Raw genomic sequence first — 20419 nt, 5'->3', positions numbered from 1 at the left:
CCCCTTTCCAACATTTCTTTATTCCGCTATCAATTGAGTTATGCTCGCGGATGAGCCTTTTTATAAACCTCTGTTAACCGTTGCTTAGAAATATGAGTATAAATCTGTGTCGTTGAAATATCCGCATGGCCCAGTAGTTCCTGAACCACCCTTAAATCAGCGCCATTTTCCAAGATGTGTGTGGCAAACGAATGGCGTAACGTATGCGGTGTCACATCTTTCTTAATTCCAGCGCTTTTAACCATCGCTTTTAGGTTTTTCCAAACACCTTGACGCGTAAGTTGACGGCCGTGAGCATTAACAAAAATCGCCGTTGTTGGCTGTCCATGAACTAGTTTCGGACGCACAGTGTTCATGTACGATGTTAGCCACTCTGTCGCAAGATCACCAATTGGAATGATACGTTCCTTGTCACCCTTACCAACAGTTTGAATAAACCCGAGATCTAAATGTAAATTATTCCCAGTCAGATTAACCACTTCACTGACTCGCATGCCAGTTGCGTACATGACTTCGAGTAAGGTACGATCACGAATTCCCAGTGGTTTGCTGACATCTGGAACAGCTAATAACCGGTCAACTTCTTCAACCGTCAAAACTTGTGGCAAATGCCGAGCACGTTTTGGTGAATCAATTTTCAACATCGGATTTTCATCAACATACCTGTCCCGCGTCAAAAACAAAAAGTATTTCCGCAGACTTGAAACACTGTGAATAACCGTGTTACGCGCTTTATGAGCTTGATCTTCAATTTGCAGATAATTCAGGATCACGTAACGATCCACCTGCTTAAGACTAGTGAGCCCTTGCTCCACAATAAACTGGCTAAATGCCTGAATATCCTGTTTGTAACTAATAATGCTATTCTTGGACAAACCACGTTCAACTTTAATATAGGTCAAATAGTCGTCCATCGGGTCCAAAATCGCGGTTGGAATTTCTTTTTCATTGCTCATTTGCTACTTTAACACCGGTCTCCGTTAACGTAATGCCATCTGCGCTCTGTTCAATGTAACGAGCTTTGAGTAAATGACCCACGGCTCGTTTGAACTGTCCCTTACTAATCCCAAAATACGCCTTGATGGCATCAGGGTTACTTTTATCTGTAAAGGGTAACGTATGACTTGCTTCATGACCAAGTGTTGCCAATAGTTGCGCAGCATCCTCACTAATTGCCTGATAAGCTCGCGGCTTCAGTGAGATGTTCAGCCCACCATCAGGGCGCACACCAATAACACGGCCATGTACTTGTTCCCCTAGTCGTGGTTCGTGATCACGCTCTGAAGGATGAACGAACCCGAGATAATAATCGTCAGTTATAACTAAAGTACCAGCTAGTTTTAATCGGTATACCGTTGCTGTTAAGTCATGATTTCTGTCTGCAGTTGTCGCCCGGCGACTGATAGCAGTAAAAATCTCAGAATCAGCTAGGTGTGCCCACAAACGATTTTTAGCATCGACGACAAGGCTAACCATCAAACGATCGCCCTTTTGAGGCATCAACCCGTCAATCGTCGGTAATTCGTCCACCGAAACGACAAAATCTTTGTTAGGCAAACCAACGTCCACAAACACGCCCAGGCCGTGTGCGGACCGAACAACTGTCCCAAACGCATAGTGACCAACCTGTGACTTTGGAATCGTTGTTGAAATCTGGTAATCATGATCCTCATTTTCGTAAGCAAAGCCAGTAACCTGAGCACCTATCCCCAGCTTATGATCTGCTTCTTTTTTATCAAATTGAAACGAAAATCCCTCACATTGAACGATGTAATAATCTTCGTTTTGATCAGTGACCTTTGTTTCAATCACACGGCCTAATAAATCGTGCATAACTGCCTCCAAATCGGTAATTTCATTTTGTCCATTATAGCAGAAAGCTTAATCGCAAGCGACATCCGCCCAGAAAGACCTGCAATTTAAGAAAGAAAAAGGCCGCCGACAAACGTCAGCAGCCTTAAACGAATTCTTTTTAAAATTAGTCGATCCGCATAACACGCATGATGTTAGTTGTACCCTTTGTACCAACTGGTACGCCGGCAGTAACTAAGATCGTGTCACCCTTTTCAGCTAGGCCTTCTTCAACAACACGTTTCTTAGCTAATGCGAACATGTCATCAGTGCTTGCTGGGGCAGTGTCGATAACTGGGTAAACACCCCAGTTGATCATCAAACCGCGTTGAGTGCGTTCGTCAAACGTAACGGCAAGGATGTCGGCGTTTGGACGGTACTTGCTGATCATCCGTGCAGTGTGACCCGAAGCAGTAGCAGCAACGATTGTCTTAACGTGCAAGTTACTTGCAGTACGGGCAACAGCAGCAGCAACAGCTTCTGTAACATCTGAAGTATCGAAGTTGTGAACAGCATGACCATCAACACTCAAGTCATTTTCAGCCTTGATGTCGATCCGGTTCATCGTTGCAACAGATTCTACTGGGTAATCACCGTTAGCAGATTCACCAGATAACATGGTTGCGTCAGTACCATCAAATACGGCATTAGCAACATCAGATGCTTCGGCACGTGTAGGACGTGGGTTTTCTTGCATTGAATCCAACATTTGGGTAGCAGTGATAACTGGCTTGCCCAATTCGTTACAACGACGGATCAATTCCTTCTGTACCAATGGCACATTTTCGGCAGGAATTTCAACACCCATGTCACCACGGGCAACCATCAAACCATCTGAGACTTCAAGAATTTCGTCGAAGTTGTCGATACCTTCTTGAGATTCAATCTTAGGGAAGATTTGAACATGTTGCATGTTCTTTTCTTCAAGCAGAGCACGAATGTCCAGAACATCTTGCGCTTTACGTACGAATGAAGCGGCGATGAAGTTGATTTCATGATCCAAACCAAAACGAATGTCTGAGGAATCCTTTTCAGTGATCCCAGGCAAGTTGATGGAAACACCAGGTGCGTTAACACCCTTACGAGAACCGAGCATCCCATTGTTTTGAACAGTGGTTACTAATTCTTTGTTAGCATCGTCTTTTTCGTCAATCTTCATGTCGATCAAACCATCATCAAACAGTACGTGACCACCAACATGAACATCATCGTATAAGCCAGGGTAGGTAACGGCAATCTTGTCGTGTGTACCTTCAATGGAGTCGTCCATTGAGATACGAACCTTGTCACCAGTCTTGTATTCGATCTTGCCATCTTTTTGAACCGTTGTCCGGATTTCAGCACCCTTAGTATCAAGCATGATACCAACAGTCTTGCCAGTAATCTTTTCAGCTTCATGGACGTTGTTTAAACGGCCAAGGTGTTCTTCATGATCTCCGTGAGAAAAGTTAAAACGGAAAACGTTGGCGCCTGCTTCAATCAGCTTAACGATCGTATCAACGTCTGAGCTGGCTGGTCCAAGCGTGCTAACGATTTTAGTTTTTTTCATAACAAAAATCTCTCCCTTTGAGTTTGTGCCACAGAGTGGCTTTTTTGAGAACGTTATTGTTCCCTTAAATACGATATTAGTTTAACACTTTTAAAATGTCGTTGTCGCCCTTTTCATGAGTTTTCATAAATATTCATGAAAACCCACACCGGTTTTTCATTTTGTTGAAGACAGTTTAAACATTTATGTCTGATTTCGCCGAAAAACGACATTGCCGTCACCAAAAATCCCGATCAATTGATTTCGAGCTTGTGCCGTAGCCGCTAAATTAAATGCTGAAGCCAGTTTAACTGTCCGATTATCAACTTGATTATGCAAAATTACCGGATTATTTCCGCGTAAGCTGACCATTTGCTGACGAAAGTCGTTCTCTGCACCAGCAGCAATGTTTGCCTCGGTCAGTTGTAAATACCAAGTGCCAATTGGCGCAGCTTGCGCCTGTGGCTTCGTTGCTGCTTGAGTAGGATTATTCGACCGCGTATTGGATTCACCATTCACTTGCGCGTTTTGCCGGGATTGCTGATGTGCACCTTGCTCCTGAACTGTTTTGGCCAATTGAAGCCGATCCGCTACGATTTCCAGTTGGCGACCCGTATCAATTTTACCGGTCACAACAACGACCTGCTCAGGCGCCAGCCATTCGCTAACTTCTTTATAAAGTCGTGGGAAGACGGTAATCGACAATTCTCCAGACGGATCGTTCCCGCTGACAAACGCCATTCGGTCACCTTTTTTAGTTCTTATTTCACGAATCCGACTCGTGTACAGAATAACGGTTGTCACCTGGCCAACCGCAACATCGACAATTGGTGTTGCATTCAGTTGTTGGCTGAGCCCTGTGTACTGTTCTACCGGGTGACCAGATACATAAGCGCCAAGTACTTCGGCCTCGTGACTTAATTTTTCTTTCAAAGACAAATCATGGCGGTGCTCAACCTTAGGTTTAAGCCCCAGGTTGGATTCGAACAGATCGATACTAACCTGAGCACCAGAAATCACACGTGGCAACAGGTCCAACAGCTCAGCTCTGTTTAAGCCAAAACTGTCAAAGCTACCAGCATAGATCATGGCAGTTAAGACGTCCGTTTTCCGAAACTGTGGGTCAATAGCGTTGACAAATGTTTCTAAGTCTTTAAATGCACCGTTTTTTTGCCGCAATGCCAAGATATTGGCAACAAAATCTCGACGCACACCTTTAATGTCACTAAGTCCAAACACGATTTGCCCGTTTACCAGTGAGAATCCCGTCTGACTGACGTTAACGTTGGGCGCTGCTACATTGACGCCATGTTGTTTTGCCTCTAACAAATATAATTTCGTTTTTGTTGGATTACCCAGCACAGAATTAAGTAGTGCTGTAAAAAAGGCACCCGGATGATGCACTTTTAGATAAGCGAGTTCAAACGCCATTTTGCTGTAGGCAACGGCATGTGATCGGTTAAAACCATAAGATGCAAAATTTTCAATATAGTCATAGACCTGAACGGCAACGGCTTGCGTAAATTTGTTAGCCACCGCACCCTCAATAAACTCGGTACGAAGTGCATCAATCTTATGATGATCTTTTTTACTCATGGCACGGCGAAGAATATCGGCCTTACCTAATGAGAAACCGCCCATAACTGAGGCGACTCGCATAACCTGTTCTTGATAAACAATGATGCCAAATGTTGGTCCTAAAATTGGTTCCAACGCCTGGGCCGGATACGTGACTGGTTCCTTGCCCTTTTTACGGGCAATAAAGTGATCGATGTTTTCCATCGGTCCAGGTCGATAAAGTGCGTTAACCGCGACCACTAATTCAAAGGTTTCCGGATGCAATTGACGTAAGACATTTTTAATGCCGCTTGACTCAAACTGAAAGACACCATTTGTATCACCTTTTTGAAACAAGGACAGTGTGGCACTATCGTTTAACGGTATATCGTTAACTTGAAGCTTTTTGCCCGTCGTTGTCTCAATCTCTACTAATGTATTCGCTAAAATAGTTAAATTGCGGAGTCCAAGAAAATCCATCTTAAGCAGCCCTAGCGCTTCAACGGTATTTTTAGGAAATTGGGCTACGAGCAGGCCTTCAGAACCTGATTGAACCGGGACAATATCCGTTAATGGCTGATCACTTAAGACAACACCGGCAGCATGTGTGGACGTGTGCCGTGGCAAGCCTTCCAACGCCATGGCTGTTTCAAACAGTAACGAGTTGACACCACTGTCCGCGATTAGATTACGTAATGGCTGTGAATCACGTTGTGCGCTGGCCAACGTCACACCTAAACCACCGGGAATCGTCCGGCTCCATTCCGCCATTTGGAAAGTGGACAAACCAAATACACGGCCAACGTCACGAATGACCTGCTTAGCACCAAGGGTACCAAATGTAATGATCTGACCAACTTTATCGGCGCCATATCGATCACGCACATACAGCAACAGTTCATCACGTTTGTCGTCCGGAATATCCAAATCAATATCGGGCATCTGAGCTCGCTGATCATTCAAAAACCGTTCAAACAGTAAATCATATGTTAATGGATCAACTTCTGTAATGGCTAGTACATAAGCAACCAAGGACCCAGCCGCCGAGCCACGACCAGGACCGGTAGTAATGTGATGTTCATGAGCATAGTTCATCACGTCCCAGACAATTAGAAAATAATCGTCAAAGCCTAACTGATGGATAACGGTCAGCTCGTGGGTCAACCTTTGTTGATACCGATCCGCTAGTGGATTATCTTCGCCTAAACGTTTGGTCAAGCCAGCAGCACACAATTGTCTCAAATAATCCGCTGCTGGTTCATGATTGGGCGTCTTGAAATGTGGTAATTGTGGGGCTTGAAACGTGAAATCAACCGTTGCGATGTTAGCAATTTGACTCGTTTCCCGAACGGCCTCATCCAGTCCCAATTCATGATAGTGATTGGCTAACGGCACAGCCTCACGAAGATACCAAGGACCTGTCTGCTGACTTACAGCGCCTAAATTAGTGATCTGTTCTCCACTACTAATCGACGTCATCACACTAGTCTTAAAACTATCATCGGGATTCAAATAGCGAACATCATTGACAGCCACTAATCGACAATGATTCTGATCCGCAAATTGTTGAAGCGTGTCGATTGTCGCTCTTGATTGTTGATCACTCACGCCAAGATATACCGTGTCATTGGCAGTCTTTTGCAGTCGTGTCATGAGTTGCGCCGCCGCGTTTTGTTGTCCCGTACTGGCTAGTCGGCCAATTTCGCTTTGTAATCCATTAATAATGACCAAATCGGACAACCAATCACTGATGTCGTCAATTTTTAAAGGATCACGTTCTTCGCGGGTCATCTTTGCTGACGAAATTTGAATTAGATTTTGATAGCCATGTTCATTTTTAGCAATCAAAGTTAATGGGAATGTTGGCAGTGCATTCTGCTTTGTGGATGGCATCGTCTGGTCATTGGTTGCTGGCTCAGTGACTTCGCTGGTTAGTTCGATTGTCAGCCCAATTAATGGTTTGATGCCAGCTTTTCGCGCAGCATTAAAAAAATCAACAACGCCATACAACACATTAATGTCAGTCAGTGCAACTGCCTGATACCCTCGCTGTTTTGCCGTTTGCACGAGTTCTGTAACTCTTGTTGGGCTTTGCAATAGACTATAACTACTGATAACGGATAATGGCACGAGACCATTTATTTCGCGAGATAACGGTACCGTTGCTGCCTCAATTTCAGTCTCCGAAGACACAAGCATCCCCCTTTCATTGAATAATCGATTAAGTTTCATATTCAAACGTTTGTTCGTCTTTCATATTATAACAAAACCCGCCAAAATTATCCGTATTCGCGAATGAAAGTTTATTGAAATCAGTAGTCAGAGTGTTAAACTACTAGTGATATGAAAGGTGGTCACAATATGCGTTACTTAACTGTAATCTTTTGGGGCTTCATCTGGGGCGAGGTCATTGGTTATATTGGTGGGCAACTAGAATTGCTGCAATATAACAGTTTTGAAATTGGCATCGTTGCCGCCATCGTCTGCCTTGTGACTTCAGTCGCAACACACATGATGGCCGACAAACCAGCGGCTAATGCTGATGAAGCAAGTCAATCATAATCGTTGTCGCAGGTTGCTAACCAGCATCGCACACGATAGATAATAAAAACGATCCTAACAGATGTATCTGTTGGGGTCGTTTTATTTTGTGCGACAAATAATGGTTACCGCTTCTTAAGCCTGCCGATTGAGTTCAGTAATTTTCAAGATCACATCAACAGCACGTTCCATAGTTTGCAGAGAAACATATTCATAACGGCTGTGCATGTTCTCACCACCAGCAAACAAGTTCGGCGTTGGCACACCCATGAATGAAATTTTGGAGCCATCTGTTCCACCACGAACCGGGTAAATAACAGGTTCGATATCTAAATCAGTCATGGCCTTTTTAGCCAGTTCAACCGGTGTCATGTCTTTTTCAAGCACTTCACGCATATTGTAATACTGGTCCGTCAGCACCAATTTAACCCGCGGTTCATCTAGGGTAGCATTGAGCTTATCAGCAATATCGCGCATTTGTTGTTTACGGTCTTCAAACTTCTGACGATCGTGATCACGAATAATGTACGTTAATTGAGCTTGATCAACGGTCCCTGTCATTTTGTACAAGTGGAAGAAGCCTTCCCGACCCTCAGTGTTTTCTGGACGGTCACTTGCAGGTAATTGATTATGGAAATCAATACCAATTTGAAGTGCGTTTTGCATAACGCCTTTAGCAGTAGCCGTGTGAACATCTTTCCCTTGAATAGTTACAACTGCCTGTGCAGCATTAAACGTCTCGTATTCCAATTCACCTAATGGACCGCCATCAACCGTGTAGGCATACTTAACGCCGAAGCCCTTAGCATCAAAGTGATCCGCACCAGTACCGATTTCTTCATCTGGACCAAAGCCAACATGAATCTCACCATGCTTAACGTCTGGATGATTAAGCAAGTACTCCATGGCCGTCATAATTTCTGCCACACCAGCTTTATCGTCGGCACCCAAAAGTGTTGTACCGTCAGTTGTAATTAATGTGTCATCGGTGTAATTGTGCAATGCTGGAAATTCGCTAGGCTTTAATGTCCACTGACCATCATCACTAAGTTTAATGTCTGATTGACCATCATAGTTCTTAACAATGTTGGGTGTGATGTTTTCTGCATTAAAATCCGCAGTATCAATGTGTGCTAAAAAGCCAATTGGTGCTGTGTTGCCGCCGTCGTTAGCTGGTAGAACAGCAGTTACATAACCACTGTTAGGATCCGTTTTGATATCCGATAGTCCGAGTTCAGTTAGTTCCTCAGCAATCGACTTTAAAAAGTTTACTTCCCTAGGCGAAGAAGGAATGGTTGTTGAATCTGGATCCGATCTCGTATTGACCTTTACATAACCGATAAACCGCGAAAGCAAGGTTTCATATTGTGCCACAACTGTCACGCTCCTATTTTCTAAAATAAAGTTCAAACATCCTCAAAACAAGTCTACCTGATTCGGCACGCTTACACAAAAGTAAAGGGATCCGTATTAGGTTTTGATTCTAAAACATCGAGATGCCATTGATATTGTGTAGACCACTGACGGAACATGGATGCCAACTTGGGGATGCAAACAGCTTCAATGTGATGTCCTGGGTCCACCACAGACAAACCGGATGCCAGCATGTCATGTCCAGTATGATAGTAAACGTCGCCCGTAACATAGACATCGGCACCCGTTGCCTGTGCTTCACGGAAGAATTTGCCACCGTCACCACCTAAAATGGCAACTTTGCTAACTTGTTTGGTTTGTTCATGTGAAAGCAACCGCAAACCGCCGATTTTAAATTGCGTTTTGCAATACTCAGCGAATGCTTGCATTGACATCGGCTCTGCTAGCTCACCGACCCGACCCATTGATACCTCAGGCGCGTCAGGATTAGGTAGCCATGACTGAACGTGCTCCAGTTGCAATTGCTCAGCAAGCCAGTCATTCATACCACCTGGAGCGTTATCCAAATTAGTGTGAGCAGCGTACACAGTAATGTGATTAGCAATGATTTTGCCGTACATCGCTAGCTGTGGATCGGCATCAAAATCAAGATTTTTAGCAGGTCGAAACATAACTGGATGATGGGCAAAAATAAAATCAGCGTGTTCGGCAATCGCTTCATCAACAACCTCGGGCCGAACGTCTAAAGTCACCAAAACTTTATGAATTTCTGCCTGTCGACTACCGATTTGAAAACCAGTTGGATCACCGGCTTCGCGATAACGAAGTGGTGCAAACTTTTCGAATTGCTCAATTAAGGTTTGTGCTTGCATCTTGTAGGACCTCCTCAATTAGTTGCTGTTCATGTTGCAATTCCTGCTGTTTAGCAACGGGTACGTTTGCTGCATGATTTAGTGACGCTAATACGTGTGCGTTCCGCTGCTGCTCATGCTGCCATTTTTCGACAAACGCAGCATTGGGCTTGGCGAGTAAAAAGTGCCCAAAACGTGCATCCAGTTCATTTAGTGAAAACGGCTCCTTGACCTTGTGGGCCACCATAATTTCATAAATGTGCCCATCATCCTTTAAAATTTGCTCAGCCGTAATTTGATAGGCATGGGCGGCCAGCCATTTACGTAAGTGATATTCACCGACGTTTGGCTGTAACACGAGTAATTCGTTGCCAGTCAGTTGTTGCCAACCGCGCTCCAGAATGTCACTGATTAGTGTGCCACCCATCCCCGCAATGACAATCGTGTCAATGTTATCGTCGGGTTTAAGCACCGTTACCCCGTCTCCCAGACGAGCATCAATCCGCTCGGTCAAATTCTGGTTGGCAATCTCCGTTTTGGCATTTTCAAACGGTCCGTCAACAACCTCTCCTGCCACCGCATACGAAATTTGTTGGCGTTTGGCCAGATAAACTGGTAAGTAAGCATGATCTGAGCCAATATCAGCCATGCGTGAATTGACAGGCACGTAGGCCGCCACAGCAGCCAGTCGTTTTGATAAATGATCCGCGTCCATGTATCCTCCTCTTGTGCACCGATTATTAGAACTAAAAGCGATTCATGACGTAACAATCGTCGCCGGTGCATCCGCTGTCTTTACTACCAGTATACCAATCACTTCACGCCAGTTGCAGAATTTTTGCAGAACTTTATCGTCAGATAGCCTACTGACTATTTTTCAAACTAAAAAAAGCATCCATAGTCAATTTTAAAAATTGATCATGAATGCATTACAAATCTAATTATATTTAAACTTTTCGAAATAGGCTCATTACAATTGACTTGCCTATACTACTAATCTTAGTGACGCCTTGACTATTCCAAAAAATCCTTCAATTGCTTAGAACGACTTGGGTGGCGTAACTTACGTAAAGCCTTCGCTTCAATCTGACGAATTCGTTCACGCGTAACACCAAATACCTTACCAACTTCTTCCAAAGTCCGGGTCCGGCCATCGTCCAACCCAAAACGCAAACGAAGCACATTTTCCTCACGGTCAGTTAACGTATCCAAAACGCTTTCCAACTGTTCCTTCAGCAGTTCATAGGCTGCGTGGTCAGCTGGTGAAGTTGCATCCTGGTCTTCAATGAAATCACCTAAGTGAGAGTCATCCTCTTCACCAATTGGTGTTTCCAAAGAAACAGGTTCTTGCGCAATCTTCAAGATTTCACGAACTTTTTCCGTTGGCATATCCATTTCAGCACCAATTTCTTCAGGAATTGGTTCACGACCTAAGTCTTGAAGTAATTGACGTTGAATCCGAATCAATTTGTTGATTGTTTCAACCATGTGAACGGGAATCCGAATTGTCCGTGCCTGGTCAGCAATCGCACGGGTAATGGCCTGACGAATCCACCAAGTGGCATACGTTGAAAATTTAAATCCTTTGCGGTAATCAAACTTTTCAACGGCCTTCATCAGTCCCATATTACCTTCTTGAATTAAATCAAGGAACTGCATACCCCGGCCAACGTATCGCTTAGCAATTGAGACGACCAGCCGTAAGTTAGCTTCAGCCAATTCTTGCTTAGCTGATTCGTCACCTTGCTCAATTCGCAGAGCCAAGGCAACTTCTTCATCGGCAGATAACAGAGAAACACGACCAATTTCCTTCAGGTACATCCGTACCGGATCATTGATTTTAACTCCGGATGGTGCTGCATCACTAGCCTTTAATTCCTTAGTCGTAACACTACTCTTTTTGTTCTTTAAGGCATGTTCAGAGGGGTCACCATTTTCATCAACGATGCTGATACCAGCATCCTCAACTTTTTGCATTAAATCATCAATTTTGTCGGCGTCCAACGCAAATGGCTTAACCAGTTCCGTTTGTAATTCATCATAACGGACTTCTTTAGCCTTCTTACGGTTCTTAATTAATGCGTTAACTGCTGTTTTGTACTTCTTTTCATCAAAATCTTTTGTAGATGTTGTTTTCTTTTCAGACATGCAAGGTCCCCCTTAGTATTCACAATCCGACAAATAAATAAGTTTACACCGATTAATAGAATTATCAAGCATTTTTCATCGCCTGCTTTTGCTTGTACAAATTAACTAATTCCAAGGTTAGCTGATTTTGGAGGTCATGATTATTCAATCGCTTGGCCTCAATCATGGCAATGTTCTTCTGCCGAATCTGCTCCTCAATAGGCGCTTGATTCATGATGATGTGCATACAATCATTCACATCGGTCATATCATCCCGGTCAACATTGGGCTGCTCTGTGATATCAATCAATGTATGTTGTAACTCATCATCGTTGACGTAATCCAAGAATGCCGCAATTTGAACATCAGCGTGCGTTTGTTTGAATCCCTGAGCCATTAAAAACAATGTTTGATACTGGTCATGGACGAAATGAAAATCCTGATTAGCCGTGACGTGTAGCCAAACGCTCTGATCAATTAACATGCGATGCAACAATAATCGTTCTGCACGTTCAATGCGATCTAAGTGCGCCGGCTCACGCACTAGCTGCTTCACTGGTGTCGGCGTACTCGGCAACGGTGTGGCCGGCTGTTCGCCAGGAACAACGGTTGACGTCTGTGTTTGACGAATGTCAGCCAGTTGCTCTTTTAAACTAGCCTTATCAACACCAAAGCGATCCACCAGTTGATTCAGATATAAATCCTGCTCAACTGGCGAGTGGACACCAGCGACAATCTTTAACACTTCATTCAGGTAAGTCAACTGATCACTTTGATTATCAAGATTACGTCCACGCGCTAAATAGCGTAACGCAAACCCAACGGGCGTTTCCTTGGCACCTTCGTAAACCGCCCGGAAGTGTTCAGCGTCATACTTTCGCAAGTATTCATCTGGATCCAGGCCTTCAGGCATTTGCACAACACCTAAATCCATATTGCTTTGACCACTAATTAGCGACAGCGCCCGGTGAGTTGCGTTTTGACCTGCATCATCACCGTCATACGAAACATACAAGGTGTTAGTCACACGCTGCAAAATGCCAATCTGATCGGTGGTTAAGCTAGTTCCCATGGAAGCAATGCCGTTCTTTACCCCAGCAGAATAGGCTGCAATAACGTCCATAAACCCTTCAAACAAAATGACAGCGTCCGCCTTACGAATCTCACGGCGAGCTAGGTCAAAATTAAATAACGTATCACTCTTATGAAAAATCTTCGTTTCTGGACTATTCAAATATTTTGGCGCATCTGGATCCTTATGCAACAAGCGACCTGAAAAAGCGATCACCTTGCCACTAGCGTTACGAATCGTAAACATCACTCGGTTACTAAAACGATCACGCAATTGCCCATCCTGGTTCTCAATGAACAATCCAGAACTACGCAATGTTTGATAATCAACGTGACGCTCTTCAAAGAAGGGTTTCAATAGCCCTTCGGCAGGTGCAAAGCCAATGTCAAACGTGTTGATCGTATCATCGTCCAGTCCACGTTTATGCAAATAATCCAGTGCTTCTTCACCAACCTGCGTGTTCATTAACACATGATGATAAAGTTTAGCAGCATCCTCGTATAAGCCAATTAACTGTCCAAACTCAGAATTAACCGGGCTACTTTCAGTCTGCTTATACTCGTCAGCAATGGTGATGTTGGCATCATCAGCTACTTGAAGGACTGCTTCGGGAAAACTGATGTTATTCAGTTCCATTAAGAACTTAAACACGTTACCGCCACGACCACAACTAAAGCAGTGGAAAATTTGTTTTTCTTCGTTAACCGAAAATGACGGTGTCTTTTCTTCATGAAATGGACACAAGCCAAACAAATTTTTACCGGATTTTTTTAACTGTACATACTGACCTACTACGTCCGCAATATTCACTGAACTGCGAACGTTTTCGATGACATCCTCTGGAATTCTCATTGCCACAACATCACCTCCAGTGCTGAAGCCTGGCCTATTGAGCGTAAAAAGACGCACCTTCCGACATCGTGAACGTTAAGTTTCGCGAGACAAAAAATGCGACTAAAATTGAGCCCAATTACACACAATGAGTATTATACACGCTTTGACAGCAATGTACAGTATTTGAATTCGTGTATTTTAGTGCCCAGTTATTAAATTATTTTGTCAAGCGCGCTTCAATGAATTCCTTGAGCACGACTGCATTATTATGCTCCTCATCCTTAGCACCAAACAACAGCGTCACGTTACCCGCTGCTAATCCTGCCCGAATCTTTTCAATAAAGGCATTCGTCATCTCATTAGTTGCAAGTTCCCGTTCATATTCACGTTTAAAAGCCGGAAACTTTTCAGGATCATGACCAAACTGTTTTCGCAATTCTGCGGATGGCGCAATCTCCTTGTCCCAGTCGGTTAATGCCGCCCGTTCCTTACTGATGCCACGTGCCCACAACCGATCGACAAAGATTCGTTGCCCATCGCTGGCAGCTGGTGCTTCGTAAATTCGTTTCAGCTGTAATGCCATTGCTTACCACTCCCAAACCGCAATCTAACGGTTTCAAATTAAATATTTCTCACGTTTAGTATAGTACTAAATAAAAATAGCAGCTGATTGACAGGACAATTTTTTCTTCCCGGTTCAATCAACTACTATTCAAATTATCAACAACAGTTAACTCTATTTCATCACCATAAGTCAATGTGCTGAATGTCGTTACGTCGACCAGAGACGTCGTTTCCGTGGGACCGGTCTCAACCCGCACAAAACACGGTTTTCAACCTTGATTATGAGCCGAAGCCCACGTCTCATAAGTCATCCTGCAACACTAAATGGGTAAACCCACCCCATTTAGTGTTGCCGACACGGAAACTCTGTCTCTGCTCGCCTTCACTCTTTCCATTCAAGTGGTTAAAGCTATCCATGAGTGCCACAGGTGTGCTTTGCCAGCATCCTGTCGCTCATTATGTGAGCTTGAGGGCGTCAACATTGATACCGAGCCGTGAAAGTGATGTTAATTCGAATGGTTCTCTCGAATTTACATCACGGACGGTCGCCGAGACTCGGGGTTTCACGAGGCTTGGCGGCGAGGTGAAAGACTCCGGTTTTCAGGAGACTCGAACCGGTCCCACGGCGAGCGTATCAATGTGGACAACCGGAAGCGTAAGGTGCCAACCAACTATTTAACGATCAATTGCTTAAGATCACCAAGGTGAATGGTAAGTTTCGTGAGTTGCGCGAGTTGATTCAAACGGTTACGCCGAATGGCTTCGTTATCATCCATAACCATATTGGCTTCAAAGTAAGCATCGATAACTGGTTGCAAATCAGCCAATGCCTGGTAGTTTTGCTCTGGCGTCCGGTCATCGAAATGAGCCTTAACATCATTAACACCGTCATACAGTTTTTGTTCTGCATCGTTTTCAAACAATTTAGGATCAACTGGCAGCGATGGTGCGTCCAACAGATCTTGTTTCGTTAATCGGGCAACCCGCGTTAATGCTTCAATGGCATCCTTGAAATTGCTATCATCCACATGGGCCACTAATGCGGCCGCATCATCCAACATGTTCACAACATCTGTGGTGTCAGCGCTCGTGACAGCATCCACAATATCATGACGAACATGCTGGCCAGCAAACCATTGACGGACCCGGTCGTTCATGAATTCTTGAATCCGTTTGCGGCTAGAAGCTAAGTTAGCGGTTAGCTCTGGATTGAATTCAACGTGCTTATTGGACAGCGCAATTTCAAAGTCTTGCCCCATCTTCAACAACGGCAAGTGCCATTTCCGATCGCGCAGGATCCGTACAATACCAAACGCCTGACGCCGTAAAGCATACGGGTCGTTAGAACCATTAGGGATCATGTCGGCTACAAAGAACGCAGTGATACTATCGTACTTGTCTGCAATCGCCAAAGCTGCGCCAACGTTAGATTGTGGCAAACTACCATCAGCTGAAACAGGCATGTAGTGTTCACGAATAGCTTGTGCAACTGCCGGTTTCTCGCCAAACAGTAAGGCATACTTTTCGCCCATAACGCCCTGCAACTCGGCAAATTCGCCTACCATGCCAGTTACCAAGTCAAACTTGTAAATCTCACTTGCTCGCTGTAGATCTGCTAACTCGGTTTCACTAAGGCCAACACGTTGGCCAATCAAATTAGCAATAATGCCAGTCCGCTTCATGTGTTCAGTCATGGAACCAATCTTGTCGTGGAAACTAACCGACTTCAGCTTATTCACATAAAAGTCGATGTCATGCTTTTGATCTTCCTCATAGAAGAACATCGCATCTTCCAAACGGGCAGTTAGCACTTTTTCATTCCCAGCAATCACGTTGTCCAAGTGCTGATCATTCCCGTTACGCACCGAAACAAAGTTTGGCAACAACTTGCCATTCTCGTCACGCACGTAGAAGAAACGTTGATGATCCTTCATTGAAGTAATCAAAACCTCATCCGGGATTGTGAGGTATTTAGCATCAAAGTGACCAGCAAACGCCGTTGGCCATTCAACTAGGTTGTTAACTTCTTCCAGTAAGTCCTCATCAATATCAATCGTCCAGTTGTGTTCCGTCGCAAGTGCTTGAATTTGTTGACGAATTTTAGTCTTACGTTTGGCGGCGTCTGCGATAACAAACTGACTTGTCAGGGCTTCTTCATAATCTGCCGGCCGTGCAATTTCCACTTCGTGTCCAAGGAAACGATGACCTTGACTAGTTCGACCTGTGCTGATGTCGAGAATACTGAATGGCAAAACCTCATCGTCCAGCAATGCAATCAACCAACGAATTGGGCGAATGTATTGAAACTTGTAGCTGCCCCACTTCATCATGGTTGGGAACGTCATCGCCATGGTGACATCCTTCATGCCAGTCAAAACCTCACTCACAGTTTGCCCAGTTTCGTGCTTTTGCACATAAACGTACTGTTCACCCTTTAATTCTTTAAAGATAATGTCATCAACACTAGCACCTTGCCCGCGAGCAAAACCTTGAGCCGCTTTTGTCCAGTTGCCATCTTTATCCTGCGCAATCCGTTTAGCCGGGCCCTTAACTTCTTCTTCAACATCTGGTTGCTTATCAGCTAGACCAGAAATCAGTAACGCTAACCGCCGTGGTGTGGAAAATGGTTTGATGCTGTCAAACGTTATCCGTTGTTCGGCCAAATAGTTTTTTGTGCGTTCAACCAATTGATCAATACTTGGTGTCACCACGTGAGCAGGAATTTCCTCCAACCCAATTTCAAGTAAAAATTGATGTGCCATTATTTGGCCTCCTTTGCGTTCTTCTTAGCCGCCCGAGCAGCTTTCTTTTCTTCCTTTTTCCGCCAATCAGCAAGGACCGCCTCGCGCTCTTTGTCGTCTTTAATCAATGGAAAACCACGTTTGGCACGTGCATTGATAAAGGCTACGGCAACGCTGTGAGCCATCTTCCGAATACGACTTAGATAGCCGGCCCGTTCAGTTACGGAAACTGCGCCGCGGGCATCTAGTAGATTGAAGGTGTGTGAACATTTCAAAATATAATCGTACGCTGGGTGAACAAGGCCCTTACTCAGGTTAGCTTTTGCTTCACGTTCGAAATCGTCAAACATGTGTAAGAGCATGTCTTGGTTGCTTTCTTCAAAGGAATACTTACTGTGCTCGTACTCTGGTTCTTTAAAAATGTCACCATACAGTACGCCATCGCTCCACTCCAAATCGAACACGGAGTTGACATCTTGAATATACGAGGAAAGTCGTTCCAAACCATACGTTACTTCAGCGGCTACCGGATTCATTTCCTGACCACCGACGATTTGAAAATACGTAAACTGGGTGATTTCCATACCATCAAGCCAAACTTCCCAACCAACACCGGCACAACCCATGGACGGGTTCTCCCAGTTATCTTCAACAAAGCGAATATCATGTTCAAGGGGATCAATGCCAAGTTCACGCAAACTGTTCAAATACAGTTCTTGCATGTTCTCGGGAGCTGGTTTCATCAATACTTGAAATTGATGATGTTGGTACAAACGGTTAGGGTTTTCACCATACCGACCATCTGCTGGTCGGCGACTTGGTTCCACATAAGCGGCGTTCCATGGTTCTGGTCCAATCGCCCGCAAAAATGTGTAAGGACTCATCGTACCAGCCCCTTTTTCAGTATCATAGGCTTGCATCAACATGCAGCCTTGCGCAGCCCAATATTGCTGCAGGGTCAAAATAATTTGTTGCACGGAAAGTTTTTCATCTTTTTTAATTTCCATGACGATCTCCCTTCAAAATAAAACGTCCCTACATCAGCACAAAATGTGTCGATGTAGGGACGTGAATTAATTACGCGGTTCCACCCTACTTCCTGAATTAAATCAGGCAGCTTAGTTGGTGTTAACTCCCGAAATGCCAATCTATCGCAACCATGACTGAGCTTTCACTATCCCCAGTTCGCTGACCATGACCACGATAACCCTTTTCGATCGCTGTTAACGTTTATTTACTTGTTCAACCTCATAATCATAGGCATTATGCCAGAAATTGTCAATGCTGTTCAGAATCTGTATGTTGCTCTGGCTCATCAGAGCTCGTTAACATGTCGTCATTTACACCCTGACTCGTACTCAGATCGGACTTTTTGTCATCAGTCTTTAACGCCGCCTGGTGACGCTGTTTCAACTGCTGACCACGAGCTGCTAACTGATCTTCCCACGTCGCCATTTGGTCAATAAATCGTTTGGAACGCAAATGAATCCCAACGCTGTTCTCGTAAATTAAATCCAGTACTCGCCGCAATCCACGCTTCGTTCTTGGTGATACATTAATCGTGGTGATTTTGGCCAAATCGATAACAGAAAATTGGCGTAGATAAAAGATTGTCCGTGCATCCAAATGTAGACGATGACTATCTTGGTCAAAATGATTGGCACAAATTAACCCACCAAACTTTTCAGAGTAGTCAAACGGCAAGTCTGTCCGACCACAAACAGCACATCGTTGCAATTCAGGAGCAACCCCGAAGGCCCGCAACAATTGAATTTCAATAATATTAGTTATGATTTGTTCATCAAGTCCGTCATCAATAAGGGTCAACGCGTTCTTAGTCTTCATAAACCAATCTGGCACTATTTGACCATCCCGAAAGGCTGCATCAACCAGTCCCAAAATATATGTTGCATACGCATTTTTATTGATGTCAGCGCGAATCTGCTGTAATTGCGCAGTTTCTTTAGCCGCATTAATGAAACTAAGTCCTTGATCATTTACATTGCCGACATACGTCCCAACCGTAAAGGGCAAAAGAGCACTATGGAGACGCATGCCACGGCGTTTACCATTTTTAATAAAGAACATTTTCTTACCATACTCACCGGTAAAAATCTTAATCAATTGGTCGCGTTCTCGATAATCGTTTGCATACATCACAATTCCTTGAAATTGCGTGTTCTGATAAGTTGCCACATTGCGCCTCCTAACTCATAAAATAAGTACAGTTGTCGCCAATGTTAGTGCCCCAAATGACTCGAAAGTAAAAGTGAAAAATAACACAGAATGGACCGGCGACAAAGACTCGTTTGAGCAATAATACAAAAGCACCCTATTCCCGAGTCTGGGAATGAGGTGCCTTGTCGTCATTAGCCTTTGGAACAGAACACAGCCTTACTACTCAAACATGCACTAATAGTCTTGTGATTTATAACCGTATTCCCTTAGCGCGGAAGGTTTGTCCCGCCAGTGTTGAACCACCTTGACCCATAATTCCAAATAGACGCGATCGCCAAGCAGTGGCTCGATATCAGCACGCGCACGCGAGCCGATTTCTTTCAACATCTTGCCGCCTTTACCAATAATAATGCCCTTTTGTGAGGTTCGATCAACAATAATCGTTGCTGCAATATGGACCAGTTCATTGGGCTGACCATCGGCCCGTTTTCCCGGACGTGACTCACGTTTCATCGATTCAACTTCTACCGCCACAGAGTGCGGCACTTCATCACGAGTCAATTGCAAAACTTTCTCACGAACAAGTTCTGCTACAACAAATCGTTCCGGATGGTCCGTTATTTGGTCCTCAGGATAGTATTGCGGTCCTTCTGGTAAGTCTTTGGAAAGCTGACCCAAGAATTCATCCACGTTATTGCCTTGCAAAGCAGAAATTGGATAGACCTCTTTCCATGAAAGGGCGTCCTTATACTGCTCTAAAACGCTCAGCAATTTATCCGGATGAATCTGGTCGATTTTGTTAATCACTAAGTAAACAGGCTTATGGATATCCTTTAATCGGTCAATAATGTAATTATCGCCCGCGCCACGTGTTTCTTGTGCATTAACCATGAACAAAACAGCGTCAACCTCGTTCAATGTCGATATGGCCGAATTGACCATAAATTCATCTAGCTTACTCGATGGTTTGAAAATGCCCGGCGTATCAATAAAGACAATCTGTTCACTATTCGTCGTGTATATGCCCTGTATCTTGTTTCGGGTGGTCTGAGCTACGTTACTCATAATCGCAACTTTTTGACCAATTACACGATTCAAAAAAGTGGATTTGCCGACATTTGGTCGTCCAACAATCGCCACAAAACCGGAATGGAATGCTTGTTGTTCTTGCGTCATTTAGTGCTCTCCTTAACCATGATGA

The 20419-nt window shown here is 44.3% G+C and carries 13 protein-coding genes and 2 pseudogenes; 1 reads left to right on the top strand and 14 read right to left on the bottom strand.

The features are described 5' to 3' along the window. Positions 1-38: 38 nt before the first annotated feature. From xerD to dnaE, 4 genes and pseudogenes are all read right to left on the bottom strand, one after another. Complete coding sequence (gene xerD / locus LDK34_RS05690; protein ID WP_178942469.1) at positions 39-956, bottom strand: site-specific tyrosine recombinase XerD; 918 nt, start codon at positions 954-956, stop codon at positions 39-41. Next, positions 946-1833 (bottom strand): CvfB family protein, encoded by an 888-nt coding sequence (locus LDK34_RS05685; RefSeq protein WP_178942468.1) that lies wholly within the window; start codon positions 1831-1833, stop codon positions 946-948. The genes xerD and LDK34_RS05685 overlap by 11 nt, the downstream gene beginning before the upstream one ends. A gap of 151 nt (positions 1834-1984) precedes the next feature. Continuing rightward, a pseudogene (gene pyk, locus LDK34_RS05680) lies at positions 1985-3400 on the bottom strand (pyruvate kinase); the annotation flags it as partial. A gap of 183 nt (positions 3401-3583) precedes the next feature. Further along, complete coding sequence (gene dnaE / locus LDK34_RS05675) at positions 3584-7135, bottom strand: DNA polymerase III subunit alpha (RefSeq protein ID WP_225439160.1); 3552 nt, start codon at positions 7133-7135, stop codon at positions 3584-3586. Positions 7136-7297: 162 nt separating this feature from the next. On the opposite strand from dnaE, the gene LDK34_RS05670 reads away from it, so the two are divergent. After that, positions 7298-7498 carry a YjzD family protein gene (locus LDK34_RS05670; protein ID WP_178942466.1) on the top strand — a complete coding sequence of 67 codons (201 nt, stop codon included), beginning with the start codon at positions 7298-7300 and terminating at the stop codon, positions 7496-7498. A gap of 114 nt (positions 7499-7612) precedes the next feature. Here LDK34_RS05670 and pepT read toward each other — a convergent pair whose 3' ends face one another. From pepT to era, 10 genes and pseudogenes are all read right to left on the bottom strand, one after another. Continuing rightward, on the bottom strand, positions 7613-8851 hold the full coding sequence (pepT, locus tag LDK34_RS05665) for a peptidase T (protein WP_178942465.1): 1239 nt from the start codon (positions 8849-8851) through the stop codon (positions 7613-7615). 71 nt (positions 8852-8922) lie between these two features. Continuing rightward, entirely contained in the window at positions 8923-9723 is an 801-nt protein-coding gene (locus LDK34_RS05660; protein ID WP_178942464.1) for a Nif3-like dinuclear metal center hexameric protein, read from the bottom strand. Next, positions 9701-10417, bottom strand: a complete 717-nt coding sequence (locus LDK34_RS05655; RefSeq protein ID WP_178942463.1) for a tRNA (adenine(22)-N(1))-methyltransferase — start codon at positions 10415-10417, stop codon at positions 9701-9703. The genes LDK34_RS05660 and LDK34_RS05655 overlap by 23 nt, the downstream gene beginning before the upstream one ends. A 299-nt stretch (positions 10418-10716) precedes the next feature. Beyond that, positions 10717-11850: an RNA polymerase sigma factor RpoD gene (rpoD, locus tag LDK34_RS05650; protein WP_161003136.1), complete on the bottom strand. Its 1134-nt coding sequence runs from the start codon at positions 11848-11850 to the stop codon at positions 10717-10719. Between the two features lie 64 nt (positions 11851-11914). Then, positions 11915-13759: a DNA primase gene (dnaG, locus tag LDK34_RS05645; RefSeq protein ID WP_178942462.1), complete on the bottom strand. Its 1845-nt coding sequence runs from the start codon at positions 13757-13759 to the stop codon at positions 11915-11917. A gap of 193 nt (positions 13760-13952) precedes the next feature. Further along, positions 13953-14318 carry a DUF488 domain-containing protein gene (locus tag LDK34_RS05640; protein ID WP_178942461.1) on the bottom strand — a complete coding sequence of 122 codons (366 nt, stop codon included), beginning with the start codon at positions 14316-14318 and terminating at the stop codon, positions 13953-13955. Between the two features lie 652 nt (positions 14319-14970). Next, entirely contained in the window at positions 14971-17061 is a 2091-nt protein-coding gene (glyS, locus tag LDK34_RS05635; RefSeq protein WP_236941549.1) for a glycine--tRNA ligase subunit beta, read from the bottom strand. Further along, positions 17061-18047 (bottom strand): glycine--tRNA ligase subunit alpha, encoded by a 987-nt coding sequence (gene glyQ / locus LDK34_RS05630; protein ID WP_178942459.1) that lies wholly within the window; start codon positions 18045-18047, stop codon positions 17061-17063. Before glyQ ends, glyS begins: the two co-directional genes overlap by 1 nt. A 424-nt stretch (positions 18048-18471) precedes the next feature. Further along, a pseudogene (gene recO, locus LDK34_RS05625) lies at positions 18472-19236 on the bottom strand (DNA repair protein RecO); the annotation flags it as partial. A gap of 216 nt (positions 19237-19452) precedes the next feature. After that, complete coding sequence (gene era / locus LDK34_RS05620; RefSeq protein WP_161003130.1) at positions 19453-20394, bottom strand: GTPase Era; 942 nt, start codon at positions 20392-20394, stop codon at positions 19453-19455. Between the last annotated feature and the right edge of the window lie 25 nt (positions 20395-20419).

It is taken from the genome of Furfurilactobacillus milii, from assembly GCF_021654115.1.
GTDB classification, from domain to species: Bacteria; Bacillota; Bacilli; order Lactobacillales; family Lactobacillaceae; genus Furfurilactobacillus; species Furfurilactobacillus milii.
Note: the sequence above shows the minus strand (reverse complement) of the source record. Positions and strands in the feature narration are given on the sequence as shown.

What these genes read in the sequence shown, in the direction of transcription:
- glyQ (WP_178942459.1), bottom strand. Translation starts at nt 18,047, where the DNA reads ATGGAAATTAAAAAAGATGAAAAACTTTCCGTGCAACAAATTATTTTG.
- LDK34_RS05660 (WP_178942464.1), bottom strand. Translation starts at nt 9,723, where the DNA reads ATGCAAGCACAAACCTTAATTGAGCAATTCGAAAAGTTTGCACCACTT.
- xerD (WP_178942469.1), bottom strand. Translation starts at nt 956, where the DNA reads ATGAGCAATGAAAAAGAAATTCCAACCGCGATTTTGGACCCGATGGAC.
- LDK34_RS05655 (WP_178942463.1), bottom strand. Translation starts at nt 10,417, where the DNA reads ATGGACGCGGATCATTTATCAAAACGACTGGCTGCTGTGGCGGCCTAC.
- dnaE (WP_225439160.1), bottom strand. Translation starts at nt 7,135, where the DNA reads ATGCTTGTGTCTTCGGAGACTGAAATTGAGGCAGCAACGGTACCGTTA.
- era (WP_161003130.1), bottom strand. Translation starts at nt 20,394, where the DNA reads ATGACGCAAGAACAACAAGCATTCCATTCCGGTTTTGTGGCGATTGTT.
- LDK34_RS05640 (WP_178942461.1), bottom strand. Translation starts at nt 14,318, where the DNA reads ATGGCATTACAGCTGAAACGAATTTACGAAGCACCAGCTGCCAGCGAT.
- glyS (WP_236941549.1), bottom strand. Translation starts at nt 17,061, where the DNA reads ATGGCACATCAATTTTTACTTGAAATTGGGTTGGAGGAAATTCCTGCT.
- LDK34_RS05670 (WP_178942466.1), top strand. Translation starts at nt 7,298, where the DNA reads ATGCGTTACTTAACTGTAATCTTTTGGGGCTTCATCTGGGGCGAGGTC.
- LDK34_RS05685 (WP_178942468.1), bottom strand. Translation starts at nt 1,833, where the DNA reads ATGCACGATTTATTAGGCCGTGTGATTGAAACAAAGGTCACTGATCAA.
- rpoD (WP_161003136.1), bottom strand. Translation starts at nt 11,850, where the DNA reads ATGTCTGAAAAGAAAACAACATCTACAAAAGATTTTGATGAAAAGAAG.